This window comes from Streptomyces capoamus (assembly GCF_014654935.1).
Lineage (GTDB): Bacteria > Actinomycetota > Actinomycetes > Streptomycetales > Streptomycetaceae > Streptomyces > Streptomyces capoamus.
On sequence record NZ_BNBF01000009.1, the window covers coordinates 212339 to 235086 of the forward strand.

A 22748-nucleotide genomic window follows, 5' to 3' on the forward strand; every position below is an offset into this window, starting at 1 on the left:
TGCGCCAGCGCTGTCTGCGCCGGCTGCGGGCCCGGATGAACGCACGGGGTGCGGTGTGAACGCAGACGACGGCAGGCCCGAGGGGCCGGAGGAGTTCGCGGACGGACTGCTGGAGGAGGAGCTGCGCCAGGCGGCGGCCGTGCTGGACCCGGTCCCGGCCGAGCTGGTGCAGGCGGCCCTGGACGCGTTCGCGCTGCACGACCTGGACGCCCGCCTCGCCGAGCTGACCTTCGACTCGCTCGTGGACGCGCTCCCGGTCAGGGGCGCCACGGCCGCGCCGCGCATGCTGACGTTCCGCGCGGGCGGGACGACCGTGGACGTGGAGGTGACCGAGGACGGTCTGATCGGCCAGGTGCTGCCGCCGCAGCCGGCCCGCATCGAGGTCCTCGGCGGCCCCCAGAGCACCGACGCCCCGCTCACCGCGGACGCCCTCGGCCGTTTCGCCGGCGACGTACCGCCGGCCGGCCCGTTCGCCCTGCGGCTGCACACCGGCGGGCAGGTGATCGTCACCGAGTGGCTGCGGGCCTGAGCCGCCGACCGGCGCCGTGCCGGGCGTCGTGGCTCAGCGCCCGACCGCGTCCACCAGTGCCGCCAGCGCGGTGGCGAGGTGGCCGAGGCCGGGGCCGGCGGGGCCGCCCGGTTCCGCCATGTAGGTGTCCCGGCGGATCTCCACCATCAGGGCGCTGACCCGGGCGTCCGTGCCGTAGAAGTCCAGCGGCACGTACGTCCCGGCGAACGGGCTGTCCAGCCCCGTCCCGCCGCGGCCGGCGAACGCCTCGCGGGCGGCCTCGGTCAGCTCCGGCGGGGTGTGGAAGGGGTCCGTGCCCAGGCACACCGGCGGGCGTGGGCCGGTGCCGTGCAGTTCGTAGGGCAGCGGCTCGGCCGGATACGAGTGCACGTCGATGATCACGGCCCGCCCGGTCGCGGCGAGCCGGCCGGCCACCGCCCGCGTCATCGCCGCGGCGTACGGCCGGAAATAGCGGGCGAGCAGCGGCTCCGGGTCGGTGTCCGCGGGCCGCAGCACGCCCCGCTGCGTGGTCCGCGTGTACACGGCGCCCATGCCGACCGCCGCCATCTCCTCCCGGTCGTCCGGGAACCGCTCCGGGTCCACCACCAGCCGCGACAGCCGGTTCACGAACCGCCAGGGCCGTACCCCGGCGAGCGCGGCGGCCCGCTCGGCGAGTTCGGCGGTGTGCGCGTCCGTGATCCGGTCCAGCTCCCGTTCCAGCTCCGCGTCGTCCGGCACGATCCCGGCGCGCACGTCCTGCGGTATCGCCCGGGCCGAGTGCGGCACGTGCAGCAGCACGGGGGAGTCCGGGGCACCGGGCAGGAGGTCGAAGGAGGGCAGGGGGTCGAAGGAGGTCACAGGCCGCTCCAGGGCGTCGTCGGTGGGGTCGTGCGGGATCAAGGTGTCACATCCCGCCGACAACGGCCGGGGCCCGTACGTACGACCGCGCCCCGGCCGGGCGGTTGCCGGCCGGGGCGCGTCACGCGGGCGCCGCGGGCGTCAGCTCAGGGACGCCAGGGCCTCGTTCCAGGTGGCCGACGGGCGCATGACCGCGTCCGCCTTGGCCTTGTCGACCTGGTAGTAGCCGCCGATGTCGGCCGGGGAGCCCTGCACCGCGTTCAGCTCCTCGACGATCTTCTGCTCGTTCGCGGCGAGGGTCTCGGCGAACGGCGCGAAGGCCTTGGCCAGGTCGGCGTCGTCGGTCTGCCGCGCCAGCTCCTGCGCCCAGTACAGGGACAGGTAGAAGTGGCTGCCGCGGTTGTCGATGCCGCCGACGCGCCGGGTCGGGGACTTGTCCTCTTCGAGGAAGGTCGCCGTGGCCCGGTCCAGGGTGTCGGCGAGGACCTTGGCACGGGTGTTGCCGGTGGTCTCGGCGTACTGCTCGAAGGACGGGACCAGCGCGAAGAACTCACCGAGGGAGTCCCAGCGCAGGTAGTTCTCCTTGACCAGCTGCTGGACGTGCTTGGGCGCGGAGCCGCCGGCACCCGTCTCGAACAGGCCGCCGCCCGCCATCAGCGGGACGACCGACAGCATCTTGGCGCTGGTGCCCAGCTCCAGGATGGGGAAGAGGTCGGTCAGGTAGTCGCGCAGCACGTTGCCGGTCACCGAGATGGTGTTCTCGCCGCGGCGGATGCGCTCCACCGACAGCTTGGTGGCCTCGACCGGGGACAGGATGCGGATGTCCAGGCCCTCGGTGTCGTGCTCCGGCAGGTACTGCTTGACCTTGGCGATCAGCTGCGCGTCGTGGGCGCGCGTCTCGTCCAGCCAGAACACCGCCGGGTCGCCGGTGGCGCGGGCGCGGGTGACGGCCAGCTTGACCCAGTCGCGGATCGGGTCGTCCTTGGTCTGGCAGGCGCGGAAGATGTCGCCCTGCGCGACCGGCTGCTCGATCAGCACGTTGCCGGCCTGGTCGGTCACGCGGACGGTGCCGGCGGCCGGGATCTCGAAGGTCTTGTCGTGGGAGCCGTACTCCTCGGCCTTCTGCGCCATCAGGCCGACGTTCGGGACCGAGCCCATGGTGGACGGGTCGTAGGCGCCGTTGGCCCGGCAGTCGTCGATGACGGCCTGGTAGACGCCGGCGTAGGAGGAGTCCGGGATCACGGCGAGGGCGTCGTGCTCCTGGCCGTCCGCGCCCCACATGTGGCCGGAGGTGCGGATCATGGCCGGCATGGAGGCGTCGATGATGACGTCCGAGGGCACGTGCAGGTTGGTGATGCCCTTGTCGGAGTCGACCATCGCCAGCTCCGGGCCCTCGGCGATCTCGGCCTCGAAGGAAGCCTTGATCTCGGCGCCCTCGGGCAGGTTCTCCAGGCCCTTGAGGATGCCGCCGAGGCCGTCGTTCGGGGTGAGGCCGGCCGCCTTGAGGGTCTCGCCGTACTGCGCGAACGTCTTCGGGAAGAAGGCGCGCACCACGTGACCGAAGATGATCGGGTCGGAGACCTTCATCATCGTGGCCTTCAGGTGCACGGAGAACAGGACGCCCTCCTGCTTGGCGCGGGCGACCTGCGCGGCGAGGAACTCGTTCAGCTCGGCGACGCGCATGACGGAGGCGTCGACGACCTCGCCCGCGAGGACCGGTACGGACTCCTTCAGGACGGTGGCGGTGCCGTCCTCGCCGACCAGCTCGATCTTCAGGGTGCCGGCCTCGGAGACGGCGACGGACTTCTCGGTGGAGCGGAAGTCGTTCTCCCCCATGGTCGCCACGTTGGTCCTGGACTCGCCGGACCAGGCGCCCATGCGGTGCGGGTGGGCCTTGGCGTAGTTCTTGACCGAGGCCGGGGCACGGCGGTCGGAGTTGCCCTCGCGCAGCACCGGGTTGACGGCGGAGCCCTTGACCTTGTCGTAGCGGGCGCGGATGTCGCGCTCCTCGTCGGTCTTCGGGTCGTCCGGGTAGTCCGGCAGCGCGTAGCCCTTGGCCTGGAGCTCGGCGACGGCGGCCTTCAGCTGCGGGATGGACGCCGAGATGTTCGGCAGCTTGATGATGTTGGCCGCGGGGGTCTTGGCCAGCTCGCCCAGCTCGCTCAGCGCGTCGGGGATGCGCTGGTCCTCGTTCAGGTACTCCGGGAAGACGGCGATGATGCGCCCGGCCAGTGAGATGTCACGCGTCTCCACGGGCACACCGGCCTGCGAGGCGTACGCCTGGATCACCGGCAGGAACGAATGCGTCGCCAGGGCCGGGGCCTCGTCTGTGTAGGTGTAGATGATGGTCGAGTCAGTCACCGGGTGCTCCGCTCCACGTCTGCAACATTGCTCGACATCAAGATATCTCGTGACCGGGGTCGGTTCGACAGGGGTCCTGGCCGGAAAAAGCGCCGCCCGCCATCTCGCGCGCGATCCAGTGACAGATCACGTCCACCACGTACACGTGTTCGTCCCGGGTCAGTGTCCGCCCCTTCGGGATTCCGTGCCAGCGCTGGAGGCAGCTCCGGCAGCAGGTCGCGGTCGCGTGCTGCGCCACGAACACCGGGTGCCCCCGGTACGGCGTCTGCTTGCCGTCCTTGTACGGCTCGGCCGGCGCCAGCCGCTTGGCCACCAGGTCGTAGGCGTGCCACCGCAGGGTTGCCGGGCCCTTCAGCCCGGCGGTCGCCCGGTCCCGCCCGCGCAGGTGGAACCGCGCCCGGAACGGCTGCCGGGCCAGGGCGTCCAGCAGCTGGTCGAGCGAGCGGGGGGCGGGGGACGGGCTCATGCTGCTTCGAGGGTAGTCCGTGGGCCGGCGGGCGCGCCCCCGGTGGCGGGGCTCGCCGTTCACCGTCCGGCGTCGGCCGGCTCCCAGGGGCAGCGGCCCGTGCCCCGGCTCCAGGCCGCCAGCTCGTCGCCGTTCACGCAGACGATCCCGCACTGGGCCGCGTAGTCGAGGGCGGGCTCCGTGAAGTCGCTCGTGGTGACCACCGCCGCGACATCGGCCTCGTGGATGGTGAAGCAGGTCCCGCCGAAGCGCTGCATGTCCTGGGAGCCGACCTTGTTGTCGTCGCCGTACTGCTTGCACTGGATGACCAGGCGCCGCCCGTCGGGGGTGCGGGCGACGACGTCCGCCCCGAGGTCGCCGGCTCCGCCCACCACCTCCACCTCGCGGCAGTCGCAGAGCGCGCACAGCTCCGCTATCGCCTGCTCGAAACCGTCCGGGTCGAGCGCGGCGAAGTCGGTCACGGGCACGGCGACGGGGACGGCGGGCTCGGCCACCGGCGCGGCGGCCAGGGTGTCGGAGGCCTTGTCGGCGGCCTCCTCCAGCGCCCGGGCGGCCCGGCGCGCGTACCTGCCGGCACAGAGGCGGCGCCGCCCCGAACGCAACCGCAGCGCGGTGGCCGCGGCCAGCACCACCAGGACACCGGCCCAGAGCGGACGGCGTTCCACCATGCCCGCCGCCGTGCGCGCCAGGAAGCCGAGGACGCACAGGATGATCGCGAGCAGTACGAAGAACATCGCGGTGCTGCGCAGATCGAAACGCCCACGGCGCTCCACTGCGCGCACCGGGCGCACGGGTACGGTCATGCCGGCTTCCTCCTGACAGCGACGAAGATCTCCTGGCTACGGATGCCCAAGATCCACGCCCGCTCCCAGACACGGCCCGGCCGGCGCGGCTCAGCCGGTCACGCCCGCCCCGTCGTTGACGTCCTCACCGGTGCGCTGGTGCGGGATGACCACCGAGCCCGGCTGGAGGGAGACGGTGCGGGCGGGGGCCGGGATGCGGATGCCCTCCTCGCGGTAGCGGCGGTGCAGGCGCTTGATGAACTCGTGCTTGATCCGGTATTGGTCGCTGAACTCGCCGACGCCGAGGATCACCGTGAAGCCGATCCGGGAGTCGCCGAAGGTGTGGAAGCGGATGGCGGGCTCGTGGTCGGGGACGGCGCCGGCGACGTCCGTCATGACCTCCGTGACCACCTCCATGGTGACCCGCTCCACGTGCTCCAGGTCGGAGTCGTAGCTCACGCCGGCCTGGACCAGGACGGTCAGCTGCTGTTCGGGGCGGGTGAAGTTGGTCATGTTGGCCTTGGCGAGCTGGCCGTTGGGGATGACCACCAGGTTGTTGGAGAGCTGGCGGACCGTCGTCTGGCGCCAGTTGATGTCGACGACGTAGCCTTCCTCCCCGCTGCTCAGCCGGATGTAGTCGCCGGGCTGGACGGTCTTGGAGGCGAGGATGTGGACGCCCGCGAAGAGGTTGGCGAGAGTGTCCTGGAGGGCCAGGGCGACCGCCAGGCCGCCGACGCCCAGGGCGGTCAGCAGGGGCGCTATGGAGATGCCGAGGGTCTGCAGGACCACCAGGAAGCCGATGGCCAGGACCAGCACCCGGGTGATGTTGACGAAGATGGTCGCCGAGCCCGCGACACCCGACCGGGACTGGGTGACCGTACGGACCAGACCGGCGATCACCCGGGCCGCGGAGAACGTCACCACGACGATCACCCAGACCTGGAGCGCCTGGTACACGTGGTGCTGGACGGCCTTGGTGCACGGCAGCACGGCCGTGCCCGCCGCGGCGCCGCCCGCGATCGCCGCCCAGGGGACGACCGAGCGCAGCGCGTCCACGATGACGTCGTCACCGCTCCAGCGGGTGCGTTTGGCGTGCTTGGCCAGCCAGCGCAGCAGTGTGCGCGACATGAAGGCGAGCACCAGGCCGGCCCCCAGGGCGATGCCGGCGAGGACGAGGTCGTCCAGGGTCGGCGTGCGGTTCACCGGTCACCTCCGGGGCACGGAACCGCTGCGGAGCACCACTTGTGAAGTCTCGTCACGTTGTCACCTGCTCGATGTCCGGGATGTGCGACCGCGCCGGCCTTGGGAACTCCGCTGACCGGCGCGCTCGTTCATCCTGCCGTATCCGGCACACCGGTCCGTACCGGGACCGGAGCCGCCCGGACGGCCGGCTCAGACGATGCCCTCGGCGAGATCCGCCTGGTCACGGTCGCTGCCGTACGCCGCGGTGGTGGGCGTGCCGTACGACCGCCGGGCGACGTACCACCAGACGCTGGCCAGTACCAGCACCACGGCGAGGGCGACGGAGGCGTAGTTCATCGTGTCCACCGTGACCGGCGACGCCTGCGGCAGACAGAACAGGACCGTCACGCACGCCACCCAGACGACCGCGATCCAGCCGATCGGCCTGCTCCAGCGGCCCAGGTGCCACGGCCCCGGCCGGAACCGGTCACCCGCGCGCAGCCGCAGGTAGACCGGGATCGCGTAGGCCGGGGTGATGCCGATGACGTTGATGGCGGTCACCGCGTTGTACGCCGTCGCCGAGTACAGCGACGGCAGGGCGAGCACGCCGGCCACCACGACGGACAGCCAGACGGCGGCGACCGGGGTCTGGGTGCGGCTGCTCACCTTGCGCCACAGGTGCGAGCCGGGCAGCGCCCCGTCCCGGCTGAACGCGAACACCATCCGGCTGGCGGCGGCGACCTCGGCGTTGCCGCAGAACAGCTGGGCGACGATGACGACGAGGAGCAGCGCGCTCGCACCGTCGGAGCCGAGGCCGTCGAGCAGGATCTGGGCGGGCGGCACGCCGGTGGCGGTGGTGCGGGTGGCGTCGTAGTCCTGGATGGCGAAGGTGAGTCCGGCCAGCAGCACGAAACCGGCCAGCCAGGACGCCCAGATGGCCCGGACGATGCCGCGTGAGGCGGCCACCGAGGCGTGCGAGGTCTCCTCCGACAGGTGGGCGGAGGCGTCGTAGCCGGAGAAGGTGTACTGCGCGAGGAGCAGGCCGATCGCCGCCACGTACAGCGGGTTGTCCCAGCCGGTCTCGTTGACGAACTTCGTGAACACGAAGGACGGCGACTGGTGGTGGTCGGGGACGATCGCGAGCGCGCCCACGATCAGGGCGACGCCCGCCAGGTGCCACCAGACGCTGACGGAGTTGAGGACGCTGACCAGGCGGACGCCGAACAGGTTCAGCACCGCATGCAGCAGCAGGATGGCGCAGAAGATCAGCATCGTCCTGCCGGGCGTCGGCTCGAAGCCCCACTGGAGGTTGGCGAACGCGCCGGTGAACAGGGCGGCGCCGTAGTCGATGCCGGCGATCGCGCCGAGCAGGCCGAGCAGGTTGAGCCAGCCGGTGTACCAGCCCCATCTTCTGCCGCCGAGCCGGTCGGCCATGTAGTACAGGGCGCCGGAGGTCGGGTAGGCGCTGGTGACCTCGGCGAGCGCGAGGCCGACACACAGCACGAACAGGCCGACGCCGGCCCAGCCCCACAGCATCACGGCGGGGCCGCCGGTGTTCAGGCCGAAGCCGTACAGGGTCATGCAGCCGGAGAGGATCGAGATCACCGAGAAGCTGATCGCGAAGTTGCCGAAGCCGCCCATGCGGCGGGCCAGCACGGGCCGGTAGCCGAGTTCGCGCAGCCGCTGCTCCTCGTCCTGCTGGGGCAGGCCGGGGGAGGGCGCTGGTTCGGGGGTGCGGGACATGCGGAAACCTCCGGGATCGACAGGCTTGCGGAACGGGGAGTGCTCGACTGAGCGGGTGCGGGTGCGGGTACGGGTGCGGGTGGGGGTGCGGGTGCGGGTACGGGTGGGGGAGCGGGTGCCGGGGCCGGTCGGGAGGTCAGGGGCGGGAGCCGTCCGCGGTGGCCCGACAGCGGTCCCGGGCCTGGACGAAGACCTCCACGGCCCGGTCCCGGTCCGGGGTGCGGTACATCCAGGGCGGGGGCGTGAAGTACGGGCCGATCGCCTCGAAGACCCGGGCCGCCTCCGGGAACTGCAGCGAGCCCCACAGGGCGTGCGCCAGGTGGTTGAGGTCGGGCAGCGCGCGCTCGGCGGGCCGCGTCCGCTCGAACCACAGGTCCAGCGCGCGCCGCGCCTCACGGGCGGCCTCCTCCACCACCCAGTGCAGGTCCAGCGCCGCGTCGTGCCCGCTGTCCCGGCGGTAGCGCTCGACCCGGACGTACAGCGGCAGCAGGTGCAGCGCGGAACCGGGCGGCGCCTGGCCGGCGGCCCACTGCGCGTACCCGGAGGCCTCCGCGAGCCGGCCCGAACCGCCACGCACGTACAGGAACTGCAGCATGCGGTGGTGGGCCTCCCGGTTGTACGGGTCGCGCCGGCCGGCCTCGGCCAGCAGCCCCCAGGGGCCCGGCGGCAGCATCGGCTCGGGTGCGGCGGCCCGGTGCTCCTCCCAGCGCTGTTCCGGATCGAGCTGGGCCAGCGCCAGCAGGCACACCCAGGGCACCGGGTCGCGTGGGGCGGCCCGGATCGCCGACTGGGCCGCGTCCCACGCCTCGATCCACAACTCGTGTGTTCGGCGGTGCCGTTCGCGCCGGGCCCGCAGGGCGCGCTCCACGCCGACCCGGGCGTGCATCACCACCGCGTGGGCGCTGTCGGGCTCCTCGGCGATCCAGGCGCGCACCACGTCGGTGCCGGCCGCGGCCGCCGCCAGGATCTGGGTGCGCCGGGTCCACTGCTCCCCGGGGGCGGTCTCCGCCAGCAGGGTGCGCATGGCCATCCAGCGGCCGGTGCGCAGGTCCTGCAGGGCGGCGCGCAGCGCGTGGTCGGGGCCGGCGGGATCGTAGGAGGGGCGGGCTCCGTCTCTGGCCATCAGCGAGCCCCCGGCCACTGGCGCACGGGCGAGGTGGCGGGGTGACGTTGCAACAGCCCTCCCCTGGGCGGTGAAAAGTTCCCTCGTGTGGTCGGCGGTCACTATAGGGGCGGAGGTTCCGCCGTACCATTGTTGCCAAGTCAACAATCCAGCCAGGGCAGTTGGCCTCGCAGGGAGATCTTGACGCCGGGCCCGGGACGACGGCAGGCTGGCGCGGTGATCTTCACGGCCAGGGCGGGGTGCACGCGATGACGGGGCCGGTGCTCGCCGTCGACCAGGGCACCTCCGGCACCAAGGCGCTGGTGGTGTGCCCGGAACGCGGGGTCCTCGGCACCGGCTTCGCCGAAGTGCGCCCCCGCCACCTGCCCGGCGGCCTGGTCGAGGTGGACCCGGCCCGGCTGTACGACTCGGTGGTGCGGGCCGGCCGGCAGGCACTCGCCGAGGCCGGCGAGGACGTCGTCGCGTGCGGACTCGCCAACCAGGGCGAGACCGTCCTCGCCTGGGACCCGGCCACCGGCCGCCCGCTCACCGGCGCCCTGGTCTGGCAGGACCGGCGCGCCGCGTCCGTCTGCGCGGAACTCGCCGAGCACGCCGAGGAGTTGCGGCAGCTGACCGGTCTGCCCCTCGACCCGTACTTCGCCGCGCCGAAAATGGCCTGGATCCGCCGCCACCTCACCCGCGACGGCGTCGTCACGACCTCCGACGCCTGGCTGGTCCACCGCCTCACCGGCGCCTTCGCCACCGACGCCGCCACCGCCGGCCGCACCCAGCTGCTCGACCTCGACCGCGCCGAATGGTCCCCGCGCGCCCTCGACCTGTACGGCCTGGCCGGCGAACGTCTGCCCGAGGTGACCGACACCGCCCGACTGGTCGGCACCACACGGGCGTTCGGCCCCGAGATCCCGCTCACCGGACTGATCGTCGACCAGCAGGCCGCGCTGCTCGCCCAGCGCGTCACCGGCCCCGGCGCCGCCAAGTGCACCTACGGCACCGGCGCGTTCCTGCTGGCGCACACCGGCGACCGGCCCCGGCGCGGCGCCTCCGGCCTGGTCAGCTGCGTGGCCTGGCGGCTCGACGGACACACCGCCTACTGCCTGGACGGACAGGTCTACACGGCCGCCTCCGCCGTCCGCTGGCTCACCGGCCTCGGCGTCATCTCCTCCGCCGCCGACCTCGACCCGGTCGGTGGCACCGTCCCCGACAGCGGCGGGGTCACCTTCGTCCCCGCCCTCGCCGGCCTCGCCGCCCCCTGGTGGCGCGGCGACGTGCGCGGCACCCTCACCGGCCTCGGCCTCGACACCACCCCCGGGCACCTGGTGCGCGCCCTGTGCGAGGGCATCGCCGCCCAGGTCGCCGAACTCGCCGACGCCGCCGCCGGCGACCTGGGCGCACCGCTGGACACGCTCCGCGTCGACGGCGGCCTCACCCGCTCCGCGCTCCTCATGCAGACCCAGGCCGACCTGCTGCAACGCCCCGTGGAGGTGTCCGCGCTGCCCGACGCCACCGCGCTCGGCGCCGCCGCCCTCGCCCGGCTCGGCGCGCAGCCCGGACTGAGCGTCGAGGACGCCCTGCCCGGCTGGGAACCGGCCGCCGTGTACGAGCCGCGCATCAGCGCGGACCGGGCCGCCGAACGCCGCGCCGGGTTCCGCGGCGCCGTCACCGCCCTCCTCGCCCCGTGACGGTCACCGCGGAGGGTCCGCTGCCCCCGGTGCCGTACGACGTGGCGATCGTCGGGGCCGGCGTCGTCGGCTGTGCCATCGCGCGGGACCTGGCCCGCCGGCCCCGGCTGCGCGTCGCCCTGCTCGACGCCCAGGACGACGTCGGCCAGGGCACCTCCAAGGCCAACACGGCGATCCTGCACACCGGTTTCGACGCCACCCCCGGCACCCTGGAGGCCCGGCTGGTCCGCGAGGGCTACGCGCGGCTCGGCGCCTACGCGGCCGAGACCGGCATCCCCGTCGAACGGGTCGGCGCGCTGCTGGTCGCCTGGGACGCCGAGCAGCTCGCCGCCCTGCCCGGGCTGGCCGAGAAGGCCGCGCGCAACGCGTACCCCGACACCGTGCTGCTGGGCCCCGAGGAGCTGTACGCCCGTGAGCCGCACCTCGGCCCGGGCGCCCTCGGCGCGCTGCACGTCCCCGGCGAGAGCGTCATCTGCCCCTGGACGACGACCCTCGCCTACGCCACCCAGGCCGTCCGTGCCGGAGTGGACCTGCACCTGAACACGGCCGTGCGCGGGGCGGACCGGGCCGACGGGCACCTCCTGACCACCAGCCGGGGCACCCTGCGCGCCCGCCACCTGGTCAATGCGGCCGGGCTGCACGCCGACACCCTGGACCGCGCCCTCGGCCACGACGACTTCACCGTCACCCCGCGCCGTGGCCAGCTCCTCGTGTACGACAAGTTCGCCCGCCCCCTCGTACGGCACATCCTGCTGCCCGTGCCGACCGCCCTCGGCAAGGGCGTGCTGGTCGCCCCCACCGTCCACGGCAACGTCCTGCTCGGCCCCACCGCCGAGGACCTGCGCGACAAGCGGGCCACCGGCTCCACCGCCGACGGGACGGCCGCGCTGCGGGAGCAGGGCCGGCGCGTCCTGCCCGCCCTGCTGGAGGAAGAGGTCACCGCCGTCTACGCCGGGCTGCGCGCGGCCACCGGCCAGGAGGACTACCGGATCACCGCGCACCCCGGGCAGGCGTACGTCACGGTCGGCGGCATCCGCTCCACCGGCCTGACCGCGTCCCTGGCCATCGCCGCCCACGTCACCGGTCTGCTGGCCGACGGCGGCCTCGACCTCGGCCCGGTCCGCGAGCCCGAGCCGCTCACCATGCCCAACCTCGGCGAGGCCTTCCCGCGTCCCTACCAGCGGGCCGACCTCATCGCCGCCGACCCCGCGTACGGCACCCTCGTCTGCCACTGCGAGCGGGTCTCCCGCGGGGAGATCCGCGACGCCCTCGCCAGTACCGTCCCGCCGCGCACCCTGGAGGGCCTGCGCCGCCGCACCCGCGCCCGGGGCGGCCGCTGCCAGGGGTTCTACTGCGGGGCGGCGGTACGGGAGCTGTTCGAGCGGGGGGCGGGACCGTGACGGCCCCACGTCACCCGGACGTCCTGGTCGTCGGGGCCGGCCCCGCCGGGCTCACCGCCGCCGCGCGGCTGGCCGCCGCCGGTGCCCGCGTGGAGGTGCTGGAACGGGAGGCACGGCCCGGCGGGCTGCCCCGGACCTGCGCGCACGGCGGCTTCGGCCCCTGGCCGCGCACGCTCACCGGACCCCGCTACGCCCGCCTGCTCACGGAGGCCGCCGAGCGGGCCGGCGCCGCACTCCGCACCGGCGTGACGGCGCTGGACTGGGCGCCGGCGGGCCCGGTGCTCACCACCGTCGGGCCCGGCGGCCCCGAGACGATCGCGGCCCGGGCGGTCCTCCTCGCCACCGGCGCCCGCGAACGCCCGCGCGCCGCACGACTGGTGCCCGGCACCCGTCCCGCCGGCGTCTTCACCACCGGCGAACTCCAGCGGGCGGTCCACCTGTTCGGGCAGCACATCGGCACCCGCGCGGTCATCGCCGGCGCCACGGACGTCTCCTACGCGGCGGCCGGCACCGTCCGCGCGGCCGGCGCCGAGGTCGTCGCCCTGGTCACGGAGCACCCGCGCGCCCAGACCGGCAGGGCCCGCGCCGGGGCGGCCCGGCTGGCCCGGAGCATCCCGCTGCTGACCGGCACCACGATCACCGAACTCCTCGGTCACGGAAGGCTGTCCGGCGTCCGCGTCCGCCACCGGGACGGCCGTACGGCCGTCCTGCCCTGCGACACCGTGGTGTTCACCGGTGACTTCGTGCCCGAGCACGAACTGGCCCGGCGCGGCGGCCTCACCCTGGACCCGGGCACCCGCGGCCCCGCCACCGGCGCCACCGCGCACACCTCGCGCCCCGGTGTCTTCGCCGCCGGCAACCTGCTGCACGCCGTCGAGCCCGCCGGCACCGCGGCCCGCGAGGGCGCCCGGGCGGCCGACGCCGTCCTGGACTTCCTGGCGGGCGCCCCCTGGCCGGACCCGGGCGTCCCCGTCACCGTCGAGGCACCGCTGCGCTGGATCGCCCCGAACCTCGTCATCCCGGGCGCCGTACCCGACCGGCACGTCCTGCGCACGGCCGTCCCGCTGCCCCGCCCGGTCCTGTACGTCCACCAGGACGGCCGCCTCCTGCACCGCCAACGGCTCACCGCGGGCACGGCGTCGCCCGGCCGCACCCTGACCGTCACCGCCCGCTGGCACGCCCGCGTCACCCCCACCGGCGGCCCGGTACGGGTGAGCACCGGCTGAGCGCCCGTCCGGGCCCCGGCCGAGCAGCCCCGCCCGGCCGGCTCACCCGGACCGTCGCCCTGTTCCGGCGAGCACCTGACGAGCTGGTCCTCAGGGCGTGTCGAACGAGCCGTGCCGTCCGGCCCCCGCGGCGAACCGGGCGGCGCCCTCCTCGCTTGCGGCCAGGACGCCCGCCCCGTGGCGGAGTTCGCCCAGCAGCGCCGTCCGCTCGTCCAGGCCCTCTTGGTCCAGGACCGACGCGCGGTCGCTGCGCAGGCAGGCCTGCGGGAAGCGGGCGACGGCCGCCGCGAGGGCCTCGGCCTCGGCGCGGGCGCGCCCCGGCGGGACCAGGCGGTTCACGAGCCCGATCGCGTACGCCTCGCCGGCCGGGACCGGACGCCCGGTCAGGATCAGGTCCAGGGCCCGGCCGGTGCCGATCAGCCGGGGCAGCCGTACCGTGCCGCCGTCGATCAGGGGCACGCCCCAGCGGCGGCAGAACACCCCGAACACGGCGTCCTCCTCGGCGACCCGCAGATCGCACCAGAGGGCGAGTTCGAGACCGCCCGCCACCGCGTGCCCGGACACCGCCGCGATCACCGGCTTGGACAACCGCATCCGGGTCGGCCCCATCGGCCCGTCGCCGTCCTCCGCCACCCGGTTGCCGCGCCCGGTGCCGATCGCCTTGAGATCCGCGCCCGCGCAGAAGGTGCCGCCCTCCCCCCACAGCACCGCCACCCGGGCGGTGTCGTCCGCCTCGAACGCCCGGAACGCGGCGGCGAGAGCGGCGGCCGTGGGACCGTCCACCGCGTTGCGGGCCTCCGGCCGGGACAGGACGACCGTGGTGACGTACTCCTGCCGTTCGATCCGTACCGGCATACGGCGACCCCTCTTCATCGGCCCCGGTGCCCGGGGCGGGACGGTGATCCGTCCGCAGCCTGTCAGGCGGTCAGGCGGGCCGCCACCGAACGCATGGCACGGAGCAGGGCGGGGCGGGTCTCCTCGGGGGCGTCGAGGGTCTCGAAGCCGTGGTGGCCGTTCGGGACGTCGACCAGTTCCAGCCGCGCCCCGCAGTTCTCGGCCGCGGTCACGAACGCCGCCACGGTGGCGGCGATCCCGGGTGTCTCCCGTCCCGCCCGGAGGACGACGACGGGCAGGGTGCCCGCCCGCGCGACCGCCCGGACCGGGTGGAACCGGCTGCCGGCCAGCCCCCAGTTGGGAAACGGCGCGAGGATCGGGTAGGAAGCGGCCAGGCAGCGCAGCCAGGCCGGGGGCTCCGTCAGCCAGTCCGCGGCCAGCAGGCCGGCACCGGAGAAGAACCACAGGGCGACCCGGTCCGCGTCCACGCGGGGATCGGAGCGCACCAGCTCCACCGCGGCGGCGACGTCCTCGGCGGCGCGCCCGTAGTCGCCGACGTCGTGCAGCCGGTGGTGCACGGTCACCCCGACCAGGCCCTCGGAGGCCGCCAGGCGGGCGTGCCCCACCAGGGTCGGCCACTCGCGCGGGGCCGGTTCGGCACCGGCGGGGACGGGCCCGCCGTGGACGAGGACGACGGCCGGTCGCGGGCCCGCGCCGGCGGGGACGTAGAAGTCGACGTGTCCCTTGCGGTCCCGGGGCAGTCCGGGCACCTCCAGCGGGAACGGGCGCAGATGGGCGGGCGGTTCCCCGTCGCCGGCCGTCCGCAGCCGGCGTCCCTCGCCGGCCGCGGCGCGCCGCAGGACGTCCGCCAGTTCGTTGGGGCAGGACAGCATCGGCCAGTGCCCGGTGGGCAGTTCGAGGAAGGCGAACTGGGGGCGGGCCAGCACCGCGAGCCCGGGATCGCCGAAGTCCACGAGTCGCTGCAGCAGATCGACACTGACACCGTTCTCGGTGCACAGGACCCCGGTGGCGGGCACGGCGGCCACCGCTCCGGTCAGCCGCAGCGGCTGGAGCAGGGTGCCCAGCGGTTGCGGGGCGGCCAGGGCGGTGAGCCGGTCCAGTGCCGCCGGGGACAGGCCTGCCGTACTGCCCCAGCGCTGCCACCCGTCCCGAGCCGGCGGCGACAGCTCGCCGTCCGCGTCCCCGCGTCGCGCCCGCTCGGCCAGCTGCGCGCGCAGCTCCTGGTCCGCCACGGCGGCAAGGGGCGGGACGCCGTCCTGCGGCAGCCCGGCGTCCAGGTGCACGACCCGGGCGACACGCCGCGGCCGCCGGTCGGCGGCACCGAGCACCGGGTGGATGCCGTAGTCGTGGCCGACGAGGACGATCTCCCGTCCGGCCGCCGCGTCCACCGCGTCGATCACCGCGGTCACGTCCGCGATGTGCGTCTCCAGATCGACGCGGGCCGACCCGGCCGGGCGGTCGGGGCCGATCCCGGTGAGCGGTACCGTGTGCGTCTCGCAGCCCGCCGCGGTCAGTCGCGCGGCCGTCTCCTGCCACACGGGGGCAGCGGTGAACGCGCCCGCCACCAGGATGAAAACGGTCATGGCCCTCTCCTCGGTTCCGTCGGTCATGGCCCTCTCCTCGGGTCCGTCGCATGACGTCACGCCGGTCGCGTACGCCGTGGTCCGCGCGACCGGGTGCCTCCGCCCGGGCCGCGCGCCGGTACCGTAGGAACTCCCCCGGAGGGAGGTTCAACTGTCCACGACCCGCGAGGTCCTGTGGAGCATCGGCGAACTCGCCGAGCGCGCCGGCACCACCGTGAAAGCCGTCCGTTTCTACTCCGACCAGGGTCTGCTGCCCGAGGCCTCCCGCAGCGGCGGCGGACACCGCCGGTACGGCCCCGGGGCGCTGGAGCGGCTGCGGCTGATCCGCTCCCTGCGCGCCCTCGACCTGCCGCTGCCCGAGGTGCGCCGGGTCCTCCACGACGAGGACGCGGCGGGCCGGGTGCTGGAGGACGCCGTCGCGGTCCGCCTGCGCGACCTGGGCGGCGAGCTGAGGGCGCTGCGCTGGCGGGAGGCAGCACTGCGGCTGGTCGCCGAGTGCCCGCCCGCGGAGCGCGCCGAAGTGCTGCGGCTGCTCGGCGTGGTGGGCGTCCCGCCGAGCACGGCACCGATGGCCCGGTTCTGGCGCGCCTGGCTGCCGGCCAGGATGCCGGCCCGGGCGACGTCGGCGTTCCTGGAGGCGGCCGTTCCGCAGCCGCCCGACGATCCGGCCCCGGCGCAGGTGCTCGCCTTCGCCCGGCTGCACGCGATGACGACGGCTCCCTGCCCCGGCGGCCGGCGACCCCGGCCCGAGGTGCACCGGGTGGCCGGGGCCGGCGGCGCGGCCGCGCTGTACGCGGGCCTCGCCGAGGCGTACGAGCTCGCGGGACCGCCGCTGCGCCGAGCACGCGATCCGTACCCGGGGGAGGCGCTGGACGCCTACGTGGCGGCGTACGCGGGCGCGTACGGCAGCCGGGACACCCGGGAGTTCCGCCGCGGGCTGGCCGCACGGCTCGCGGCCGGGCCGCGTCTGGACCGGTACTGGGAGCTGACGGCCGTGCTGCTCACACCGCCGGGCGGCCGGCCGGAGCCCACCCCGGGCTCCGCCGACGACTGGCTGCGCGCGGCCCTGGAGCGCGACAACGCGCGATCCGCGTGACCGCGGGACGGGACGCCTCCGAAGACATGCCGCGCAAACGTGGCGGACCTTGACCTCAACGAAGCTTCAGGTTCTACGTTCTTCCCATGAGCATGGAGACCACCGCCTGGACGCAACTGCACAGCGTGATGAACGCGCAGTCCGAGAGCCGCCCGTTCGCCCGCGCCACCCTGCGCCGCATCGCCGCCTTCGCCCGCCCGCACCGTTCCGGCATCGTACGGTTCGTGCTGCTCGGGGTCGTGACGGCCCTGCTCGCCGTGGCGACACCGGTGCTCGCCGGCCGCGTCGTCGACGCCATCGTGGCCGGGCGCGACTCCGGCACGGTCGTCCGGCTCGCCCTCCTCATCGCGGTCGTGGCGCTCGCGGAGGCGGGGCTCGGCATCCTCGGCCGCCGGCTGTCGGCGACGCTCGGGGAGGGACTCATCCTGGACCTGCGCACGGCGGTCTTCGACCACGTGCAGCGCATGCCCGTCGCGTTCTTCACGCGTACGCGCACGGGCGCTCTGGTCAGCCGGCTCAACAACGACGTCATCGGCGCCCAGCGGGCCTTCGCCAACACCCTCTCCGGTGTCGTCAGCAACCTGGTCACCCTGCTGCTCACGCTCGCGGTCATGCTCACCCTGTCGTGGCAGATCACCCTGCTCGCGCTGGTGCTGCTGCCGGTGTTCGTGCTGCCCGCCCGCCGCATGGGCCGCCGGATGGCCCGCATGCAGCGGGAGGCCGCGGCGCTGAACGCGGCCATGGGCACCCGGATGACCGAGCGGTTCTCCGCGCCCGGCGCCACCCTGGTGAAGCTGTTCGGGCGTCCGGAGGAGGAGTCGGCCCAGTTCGCGGCGCGGGCCGCGCGGGTCCGGGACATCGGCGTGCGCACGGCCACGGCCCAGTCGGTGTTCATCACCTCGCTCACCCTGGTCTCCGCCCTCGCCCTGGCCCTCGTCTACGGCCTCGGCGGCTGGTTCGCGCTGCGCGGCACCCTGGAGCCCGGCGCGGTGGTCTCCCTCGCCCTGCTGCTGACCCGCCTGTACGCCCCGCTGACCGCGCTCGCCGGGGCCCGGGTCGAGGTGATGAGCGCGCTCGTCAGCTTCGAGCGGGTCTTCGAGGTGCTGGACCTGGAGCCGCTCATCGCGGAGAAGCCCGACGCCCGCGAGGTCCCCGAGGGGCCGGTCGCCGTCGAGTTCGAGGACGTCCGCTTCTCGTACCCGTCCGCCGACCAGGTCTCCCTCGCCTCCCTGGAGGAGGTGGCCGCGCTCGACACCCGCGGCGGCTCCGAGGTGCTGCACGGCATCTCCTTCCGTGCCGAGCCCGGTCAGACCGTGGCCCTCGTCGGTTCCTCCGGCGCGGGCAAGTCGACCGTCGCACAGCTGCTGCCCCGCCTGTACGACGTCGACGCGGGCGCGGTCCGCATCGGCGGGGTCGACGTGCGGGAACTGACCGCCGCGTCCCTGCGGGCCACGCTCGGCATGGTCACCCAGGACGGCCACCTCTTCCACGACACCGTCCGCGCCAACCTGCTGCTGGCCCGCCCGGACGCGACGGACGAGGAGCTGTGGGACGCCCTCGGCCGCGCCCGCCTCGCCGAGGTCGTACGGTCGCTGCCCGACGGGCTGGACACGGTCGTCGGGGAGCGCGGCTACCGGCTCTCCGGCGGTGAGCGCCAGCGCATGACCATCGCCCGGCTGCTGCTGGCCCGGCAGCGCGTGGTCATCCTGGACGAGGCCACGGCCCACCTGGACAACACCTCCGAGGCGGCCGTCCAGGAGGCGCTCACCGAGGCACTGGAGGGCCGCACCGCCGTGGTCATCGCCCACCGCCTGTCCACGGTCCGGTCCGCCGACCAGATCCTGGTCGTCGAGTCCGGCCGCATCGTGGAACGCGGCACGCACGAGGAGCTCCTGGCGGCGGACGGGCGCTACGCCGAGCTGCACCGCACCCAGTTCGCCGGGCGGGCCGGGGCGACGGACGCGGTGACGCCGACGGTCTGACCGCGGGGCCGGCCGGCGGCCATGGTCACCGTCCCCCTCGGCGGCACCGGCACCGTCAGCCACGTCGTCACCACCACCGAAGGACCCTCGAACGCGACCACCGGCGTCGCGGACCTCGTCCGCTACCCGTGATCGGAAAGATGGACCTCCGCACGTGTGAGCCCGGCCCGAGCTGGATACGCGGTCTGCACGGCTGCACCGTCCGTCCGGAAGGTCACCCCTGTCATGACCAGCGAGCCCCGGCCCGGCCACCACAGCGAGATCACCCTGCGGGTCAACGGCAAACCCCACACCCTGCGCGTCGACCACCGGCGCGTCCTGCTCGACCTGCTGCGTGAGGACCTGGACCTCACCGGGTCCAAGAAGGGCTGCGACCACGGCCAGTGCGGTGCCTGCACCGTGCTGGTCGACGGCCGCCGCCTCAACAGCTGCCTGCTGCTCGCCGTCACCCTGGACGGCAGCGAGATCACGACGGTCGAGGGGCTGGGCGGCGACGGCGAGGAGCCGCACCCGCTGCAGCGGGCCTTCCTGGACCGTGACGCCTTCCAGTGCGGCTACTGCACCCCCGGCCAGCTCTGCTCCGCCGTGGGCATGCTCGCCGAGGCCGCGGCCGGCCACCCCTCCCACGTCACCGGCCCCGAGACGCCCGCCGGGCCGCCCGTACCGCTGGACCGCACCGAGATCCGCGAGCGGATGAGCGGCAACCTGTGCCGCTGCGGCGCCTACCCCCGCATCGTCGACGCGATCGAGGACGTGATCTGAGTGGACGCCCTCGGATACGTCAGGCCCGGCAGCGTCCAGGAAGCCGTCGAGGCGTACGCCGCCCACCCCGGCGCCCGCTACCTCGCCGGCGGCACCAACCTGGTCGACCTGCTGAAACTCGGCGTGGAGAAGCCCACCACCCTCATCGACCTCGGCCGGCTGCCGCTGGACGGCACCGAGGAACTGCCCGACGGCTCCCTGCGCGTCGGCGCCACCGTCCGCAACAGCGACCTGGCCGCCGACCCGCGGGTCCGCACCCGCTGGCCGGCGCTGTCGCAGGCCCTCCTCGCAGGTGCCTCCGCCCAGCTGCGCAACGCCGCCACCACCGGCGGCAACCTGCTCCAGCGCACCCGCTGCCCCTACTTCCAGGACCTCGACAAACCCTGCAACAAACGGGAGCCGGGCAGCGGCTGCGGCGCCCGGGACGGCGTCCACCGCGACCACGCCGTCCTCGGCCACTCCGCGCAGTGCATCGCCACGAACCCCTCCGACATGGCCGTCGCCCTCGCCGCCCTGGACGCCCAGGTCGAGCTGTACGGCCCCGACGGCCCCCGGCGCCTGCCCGCCGCCGAGTTCCACCGGCTGCCCGGCGAGCACCCCGAGCGGGACACCTGGATCCGCCCCGGCGAGCTGATCACCGGCATCGTGCTCCCGGCCGCCACGGCCGGTCTGCCCTCCGCCTACCGCAAGGCCCGGGACCGGGCGTCGTACGCCTTCGCCCTGGCCTCCGTGGCCGTGGTGCTGCGGGTCGGGGACGGCGTCGTCGCCCAGGTGGGCATCGCCTACGGCGGGCTGGCCCACCGGCCCTGGCGGGCCCGGCACACCGAGCTGGCCCTGCAGGGCGCCGCCGCGACCCCCGCCGCCTTCGAAGGCGCCGTGGCCCTCGAACTCGCCCACGCCGAGCCGCTGCGGGACAACGCCTACAAGGTGTCCCTCGCCCGCAACCTCGCCCTGGACGTCCTCAACCGTCTCGCCCCGGCCCCCGCCCCGGCCTGAGCCGTCACCGCAGGAGCAGGAGGACCCCCTATGACCGGCACGACCGGCACGACCGGCGCCGCCCTGGGCGCCCCCGCCGAGCGCCGGGAGGGGCGCCAGAAGGTCACCGGCGCCGCCCGCTACGCCGCCGAGTACACCCTGCCCGGCCGCGCCCACGCCTGGCCCGTGCCCGCCGCGGTCGCACGCGGCCGGGTCACCGCCGTCGACACCGCGGCCGCCCTCGCCCTGCCCGGCGTCCTCGCCGTCCTCACCCCCGAGGACGCACCCCGGCTGGCCGACCCCGAGGACGCCACCCTCGCCGTCCTCCAGGGCCCCGGCGTGCCGCACCGCGGCTGGTGCGTCGCCCTGGCCGTCGCCGAGACCCCCGAGGCCGCCCGCGCCGCCGCCCGCGCCGTCCGGGTCACCTACGACACCGCACCCCACGACGCCGCCTTCACCGAGCACCACCGGGACGGCTACGCACCGCAGGAGGCGGGCGGGCAGCCGGGCCGCGTGGAGCACGGCGACCCGCGGGCCGCCTTCGCCGGGGCCGACGTCCGCGTCGACGTCACCTACCGGGTGCCGCCCCTGCACAACCACCCGATGGAGCCGCACGCCTCCACCGCCCACTGGGACGGCGACCGGCTCACCGTGTACACCTCCAGCCAGGGCGGTACGACGGTGCGGTCCACGCTCGCCCAGCTGTTCCGGCTGCCCGAGGAACACGTCACCGTAGTCGCCGAGCACGTCGGCGGCGGCTTCGGCTCCAAGGGCACCCCCCGCCCGGACGTCGTCCTCGCCGCCATGGCCGCCCGGCACACCGGCCGGCCCGTCACCCTCGCCTACGCCCGCCGGCACCTGCCCACCGTCGTCGGACACCGCGCCCCCACGGTGCAGCGGCTGCGGCTCGGCGCCGGCCACGACGGCCGGCTCACCGCCCTGCTGCACGAGACGACCAGCCCCACCTCCCGGGTGAAGGAGTTCGTGGAGTACGCCGCGGTCGTCTCCCGCGTCATGTACGCCGCCCCGAACCTCCTCAGCGCCCACCGCGTGGTGCCGCTGGACGTGCCCACACCGTCCTGGATGCGGGCCCCCGGCGAGGCACCCGGCATGTACGCCCTGGAGTCCGCCCTCGACGAACTCGCCGACGTGCTCGGCCTGGACCCGGTCGAGCTGCGCGCGCGCAACGAACCGGCCGAGGAGCCGGGCAGCGGCAAGCCGTTCAGCAGCCGGCACGTCGTGGACTGCCTGCGCGAGGGCGCCCGCCGTTTCGGCTGGGAGGACCGCGACCCGCGCCCCGGCGTCCGCCGCGAGGGCTCCTGGCTGCTCGGCACCGGCGTGGCCGCCGCCACCTACCCCGTGCAGGCCGCCCCGTCCACCGCCGGCGCCCAGGCACTGCCCGACGGCACCTTCGTGGTCCGGATCAACGCGGCCGACATCGGCACCGGCGCCCGCACCGTCCTCGCCCAGGTGGCCGCCGACGCCCTCGGCGTGCCCCTGGACCGGGTACGCACCGAGGTCGGCCGCAGCGACCTGCCGCCGGCCCCGCTGGCCGGCGGCTCCAGCGGCACCGCCTCCTGGGGCTGGGCCGTCCACGAGGCCTGCGCCGAACTGGCGTCCCGGCTGGCCGCGCACACCGGACCGCTGCCCGCCGAGGGCATCGAGACCCGCGCGGACACCACCGGGAAGGCCGACGCCGACAGCCCCTGGGCCCGGCACGCGTTCGGCGCCCACTTCGCCGAGGTCGCCGTCGACACCGTCACCGGCGAGATCCGGGCGCGCCGGCTCCTCGGTGTCTACGCCGCCGGCCGGATCCTCAACGCCCGCACCGCGCGCTCCCAGTTCACCGGCGCCATGATCATGGGCCTCGGCATGGCCCTCACCGAGGGCAGCACCCTGGACCCGGCGTTCGGCGACTTCCCCGAGGCCGACCTCGCCTCCTACCACGTGCCCGTCCACGCCGACGTCCCCGACGTCGAGGCCCACTGGATCGACGAGGACGACCCCCACCTCAACCCCATGGGCAGCAAGGGCATCGGCGAGATCGGCATCGTCGGCACCGCGGCGGCCGTCGGCAACGCCGTCCACCACGCCACCGGCATCCGCTTCCGCGAACTGCCCCTCACCCCCGACCGGATCCTCGCCGGCCTGCTGTCCGAGAGCTGAC

Annotated in this window: 18 protein-coding genes; 9 read left to right on the plus strand and 9 right to left on the minus strand. The window is 74.9% G+C overall.

Features of this window, described 5'->3' with window-relative positions; genetic code table 11:
- Positions 1 to 55: 55 nt before the first annotated feature.
- The gene (locus tag IE312_RS16930; protein WP_189982602.1) at positions 56 to 529 is read left to right on the plus strand and encodes a hypothetical protein; all 474 of its coding nucleotides are present in this window, start codon (positions 56 to 58) and stop codon (positions 527 to 529) included.
- Between the two features lie 33 nt (positions 530 to 562).
- On the opposite strand, the gene IE312_RS16935 is transcribed toward IE312_RS16930, so the two are convergent.
- The 7 genes from IE312_RS16935 to IE312_RS16965 form a co-directional block, all read right to left on the minus strand.
- Positions 563 to 1348: an N-formylglutamate amidohydrolase gene (locus IE312_RS16935; protein WP_189982750.1), complete on the minus strand. Its 786-nt coding sequence runs from the start codon at positions 1346 to 1348 to the stop codon at positions 563 to 565.
- A 159-nt stretch (positions 1349 to 1507) separates the two neighbouring features.
- Positions 1508 to 3727: an NADP-dependent isocitrate dehydrogenase gene (locus tag IE312_RS16940; protein WP_189982603.1), complete on the minus strand. Its 2220-nt coding sequence runs from the start codon at positions 3725 to 3727 to the stop codon at positions 1508 to 1510.
- A gap of 37 nt (positions 3728 to 3764) precedes the next feature.
- A complete protein-coding gene (locus IE312_RS16945) occupies positions 3765 to 4193 on the minus strand; it encodes a DUF4186 domain-containing protein (RefSeq protein ID WP_189982605.1) in 429 nt (142 codons plus the stop codon).
- A gap of 59 nt (positions 4194 to 4252) precedes the next feature.
- A complete protein-coding gene (locus IE312_RS16950; RefSeq protein WP_189982607.1) occupies positions 4253 to 4996 on the minus strand; it encodes a restriction endonuclease in 744 nt (247 codons plus the stop codon).
- Between the two features lie 90 nt (positions 4997 to 5086).
- Complete coding sequence (locus IE312_RS16955) at positions 5087 to 6178, minus strand: mechanosensitive ion channel family protein (protein ID WP_189982609.1); 1092 nt, start codon at positions 6176 to 6178, stop codon at positions 5087 to 5089.
- Positions 6179 to 6367: 189 nt separating this feature from the next.
- Positions 6368 to 7900 carry an amino acid permease gene (locus IE312_RS16960; protein WP_189982611.1) on the minus strand — a complete coding sequence of 511 codons (1533 nt, stop codon included), beginning with the start codon at positions 7898 to 7900 and terminating at the stop codon, positions 6368 to 6370.
- A gap of 136 nt (positions 7901 to 8036) precedes the next feature.
- Positions 8037 to 9023 (minus strand): hypothetical protein, encoded by a 987-nt coding sequence (locus tag IE312_RS16965; RefSeq protein WP_189982613.1) that lies wholly within the window; start codon positions 9021 to 9023, stop codon positions 8037 to 8039.
- A 248-nt stretch (positions 9024 to 9271) separates the two neighbouring features.
- On the opposite strand from IE312_RS16965, the gene IE312_RS16970 reads away from it, so the two are divergent.
- From IE312_RS16970 to IE312_RS16980, 3 genes are read left to right on the plus strand one after another with little or no spacing between them, the layout of a single operon-like run.
- The gene (locus IE312_RS16970) at positions 9272 to 10702 is read left to right on the plus strand and encodes an FGGY family carbohydrate kinase (RefSeq protein ID WP_189982615.1); all 1431 of its coding nucleotides are present in this window, start codon (positions 9272 to 9274) and stop codon (positions 10700 to 10702) included.
- Positions 10699 to 12102, plus strand: a complete 1404-nt coding sequence (locus IE312_RS16975) for an FAD-dependent oxidoreductase (RefSeq protein ID WP_189982617.1) — start codon at positions 10699 to 10701, stop codon at positions 12100 to 12102. The genes IE312_RS16970 and IE312_RS16975 overlap by 4 nt, the downstream gene beginning before the upstream one ends.
- Complete coding sequence (locus IE312_RS16980) at positions 12099 to 13328, plus strand: NAD(P)/FAD-dependent oxidoreductase (RefSeq protein ID WP_189982619.1); 1230 nt, start codon at positions 12099 to 12101, stop codon at positions 13326 to 13328. The genes IE312_RS16975 and IE312_RS16980 overlap by 4 nt, the downstream gene beginning before the upstream one ends.
- Positions 13329 to 13418: 90 nt before the next feature.
- Here IE312_RS16980 and IE312_RS16985 read toward each other — a convergent pair whose 3' ends face one another.
- Both IE312_RS16985 and IE312_RS16990 read right to left on the minus strand, forming a co-directional pair.
- Positions 13419 to 14183, minus strand: coding sequence for a crotonase/enoyl-CoA hydratase family protein (locus IE312_RS16985; RefSeq protein ID WP_189982621.1), 765 nt, complete (start codon positions 14181 to 14183; stop codon positions 13419 to 13421).
- 62 nt (positions 14184 to 14245) lie between these two features.
- On the minus strand, positions 14246 to 15766 hold the full coding sequence (locus IE312_RS16990) for an alpha/beta hydrolase family protein (protein WP_189982752.1): 1521 nt from the start codon (positions 15764 to 15766) through the stop codon (positions 14246 to 14248).
- Positions 15767 to 15917: 151 nt separating this feature from the next.
- On the opposite strand from IE312_RS16990, the gene IE312_RS16995 reads away from it, so the two are divergent.
- The 5 genes from IE312_RS16995 (at position 15918) to IE312_RS17015 (ending at position 22747) form a co-directional block, all read left to right on the plus strand.
- On the plus strand, positions 15918 to 16862 hold the full coding sequence (locus tag IE312_RS16995; protein ID WP_189982754.1) for a MerR family transcriptional regulator: 945 nt from the start codon (positions 15918 to 15920) through the stop codon (positions 16860 to 16862).
- A 92-nt stretch (positions 16863 to 16954) separates the two neighbouring features.
- The gene (locus IE312_RS17000) at positions 16955 to 18844 is read left to right on the plus strand and encodes an ABC transporter ATP-binding protein (protein WP_189982756.1); all 1890 of its coding nucleotides are present in this window, start codon (positions 16955 to 16957) and stop codon (positions 18842 to 18844) included.
- A gap of 225 nt (positions 18845 to 19069) precedes the next feature.
- A complete protein-coding gene (locus tag IE312_RS17005) occupies positions 19070 to 19606 on the plus strand; it encodes a 2Fe-2S iron-sulfur cluster-binding protein (RefSeq protein WP_189982623.1) in 537 nt (178 codons plus the stop codon).
- Complete coding sequence (locus IE312_RS17010) at positions 19607 to 20602, plus strand: FAD binding domain-containing protein (RefSeq protein WP_189982625.1); 996 nt, start codon at positions 19607 to 19609, stop codon at positions 20600 to 20602.
- 30 nt (positions 20603 to 20632) lie between these two features.
- The gene (locus tag IE312_RS17015; protein WP_189982627.1) at positions 20633 to 22747 is read left to right on the plus strand and encodes a xanthine dehydrogenase family protein molybdopterin-binding subunit; all 2115 of its coding nucleotides are present in this window, start codon (positions 20633 to 20635) and stop codon (positions 22745 to 22747) included.
- Position 22748 lies beyond the last annotated feature (1 nt).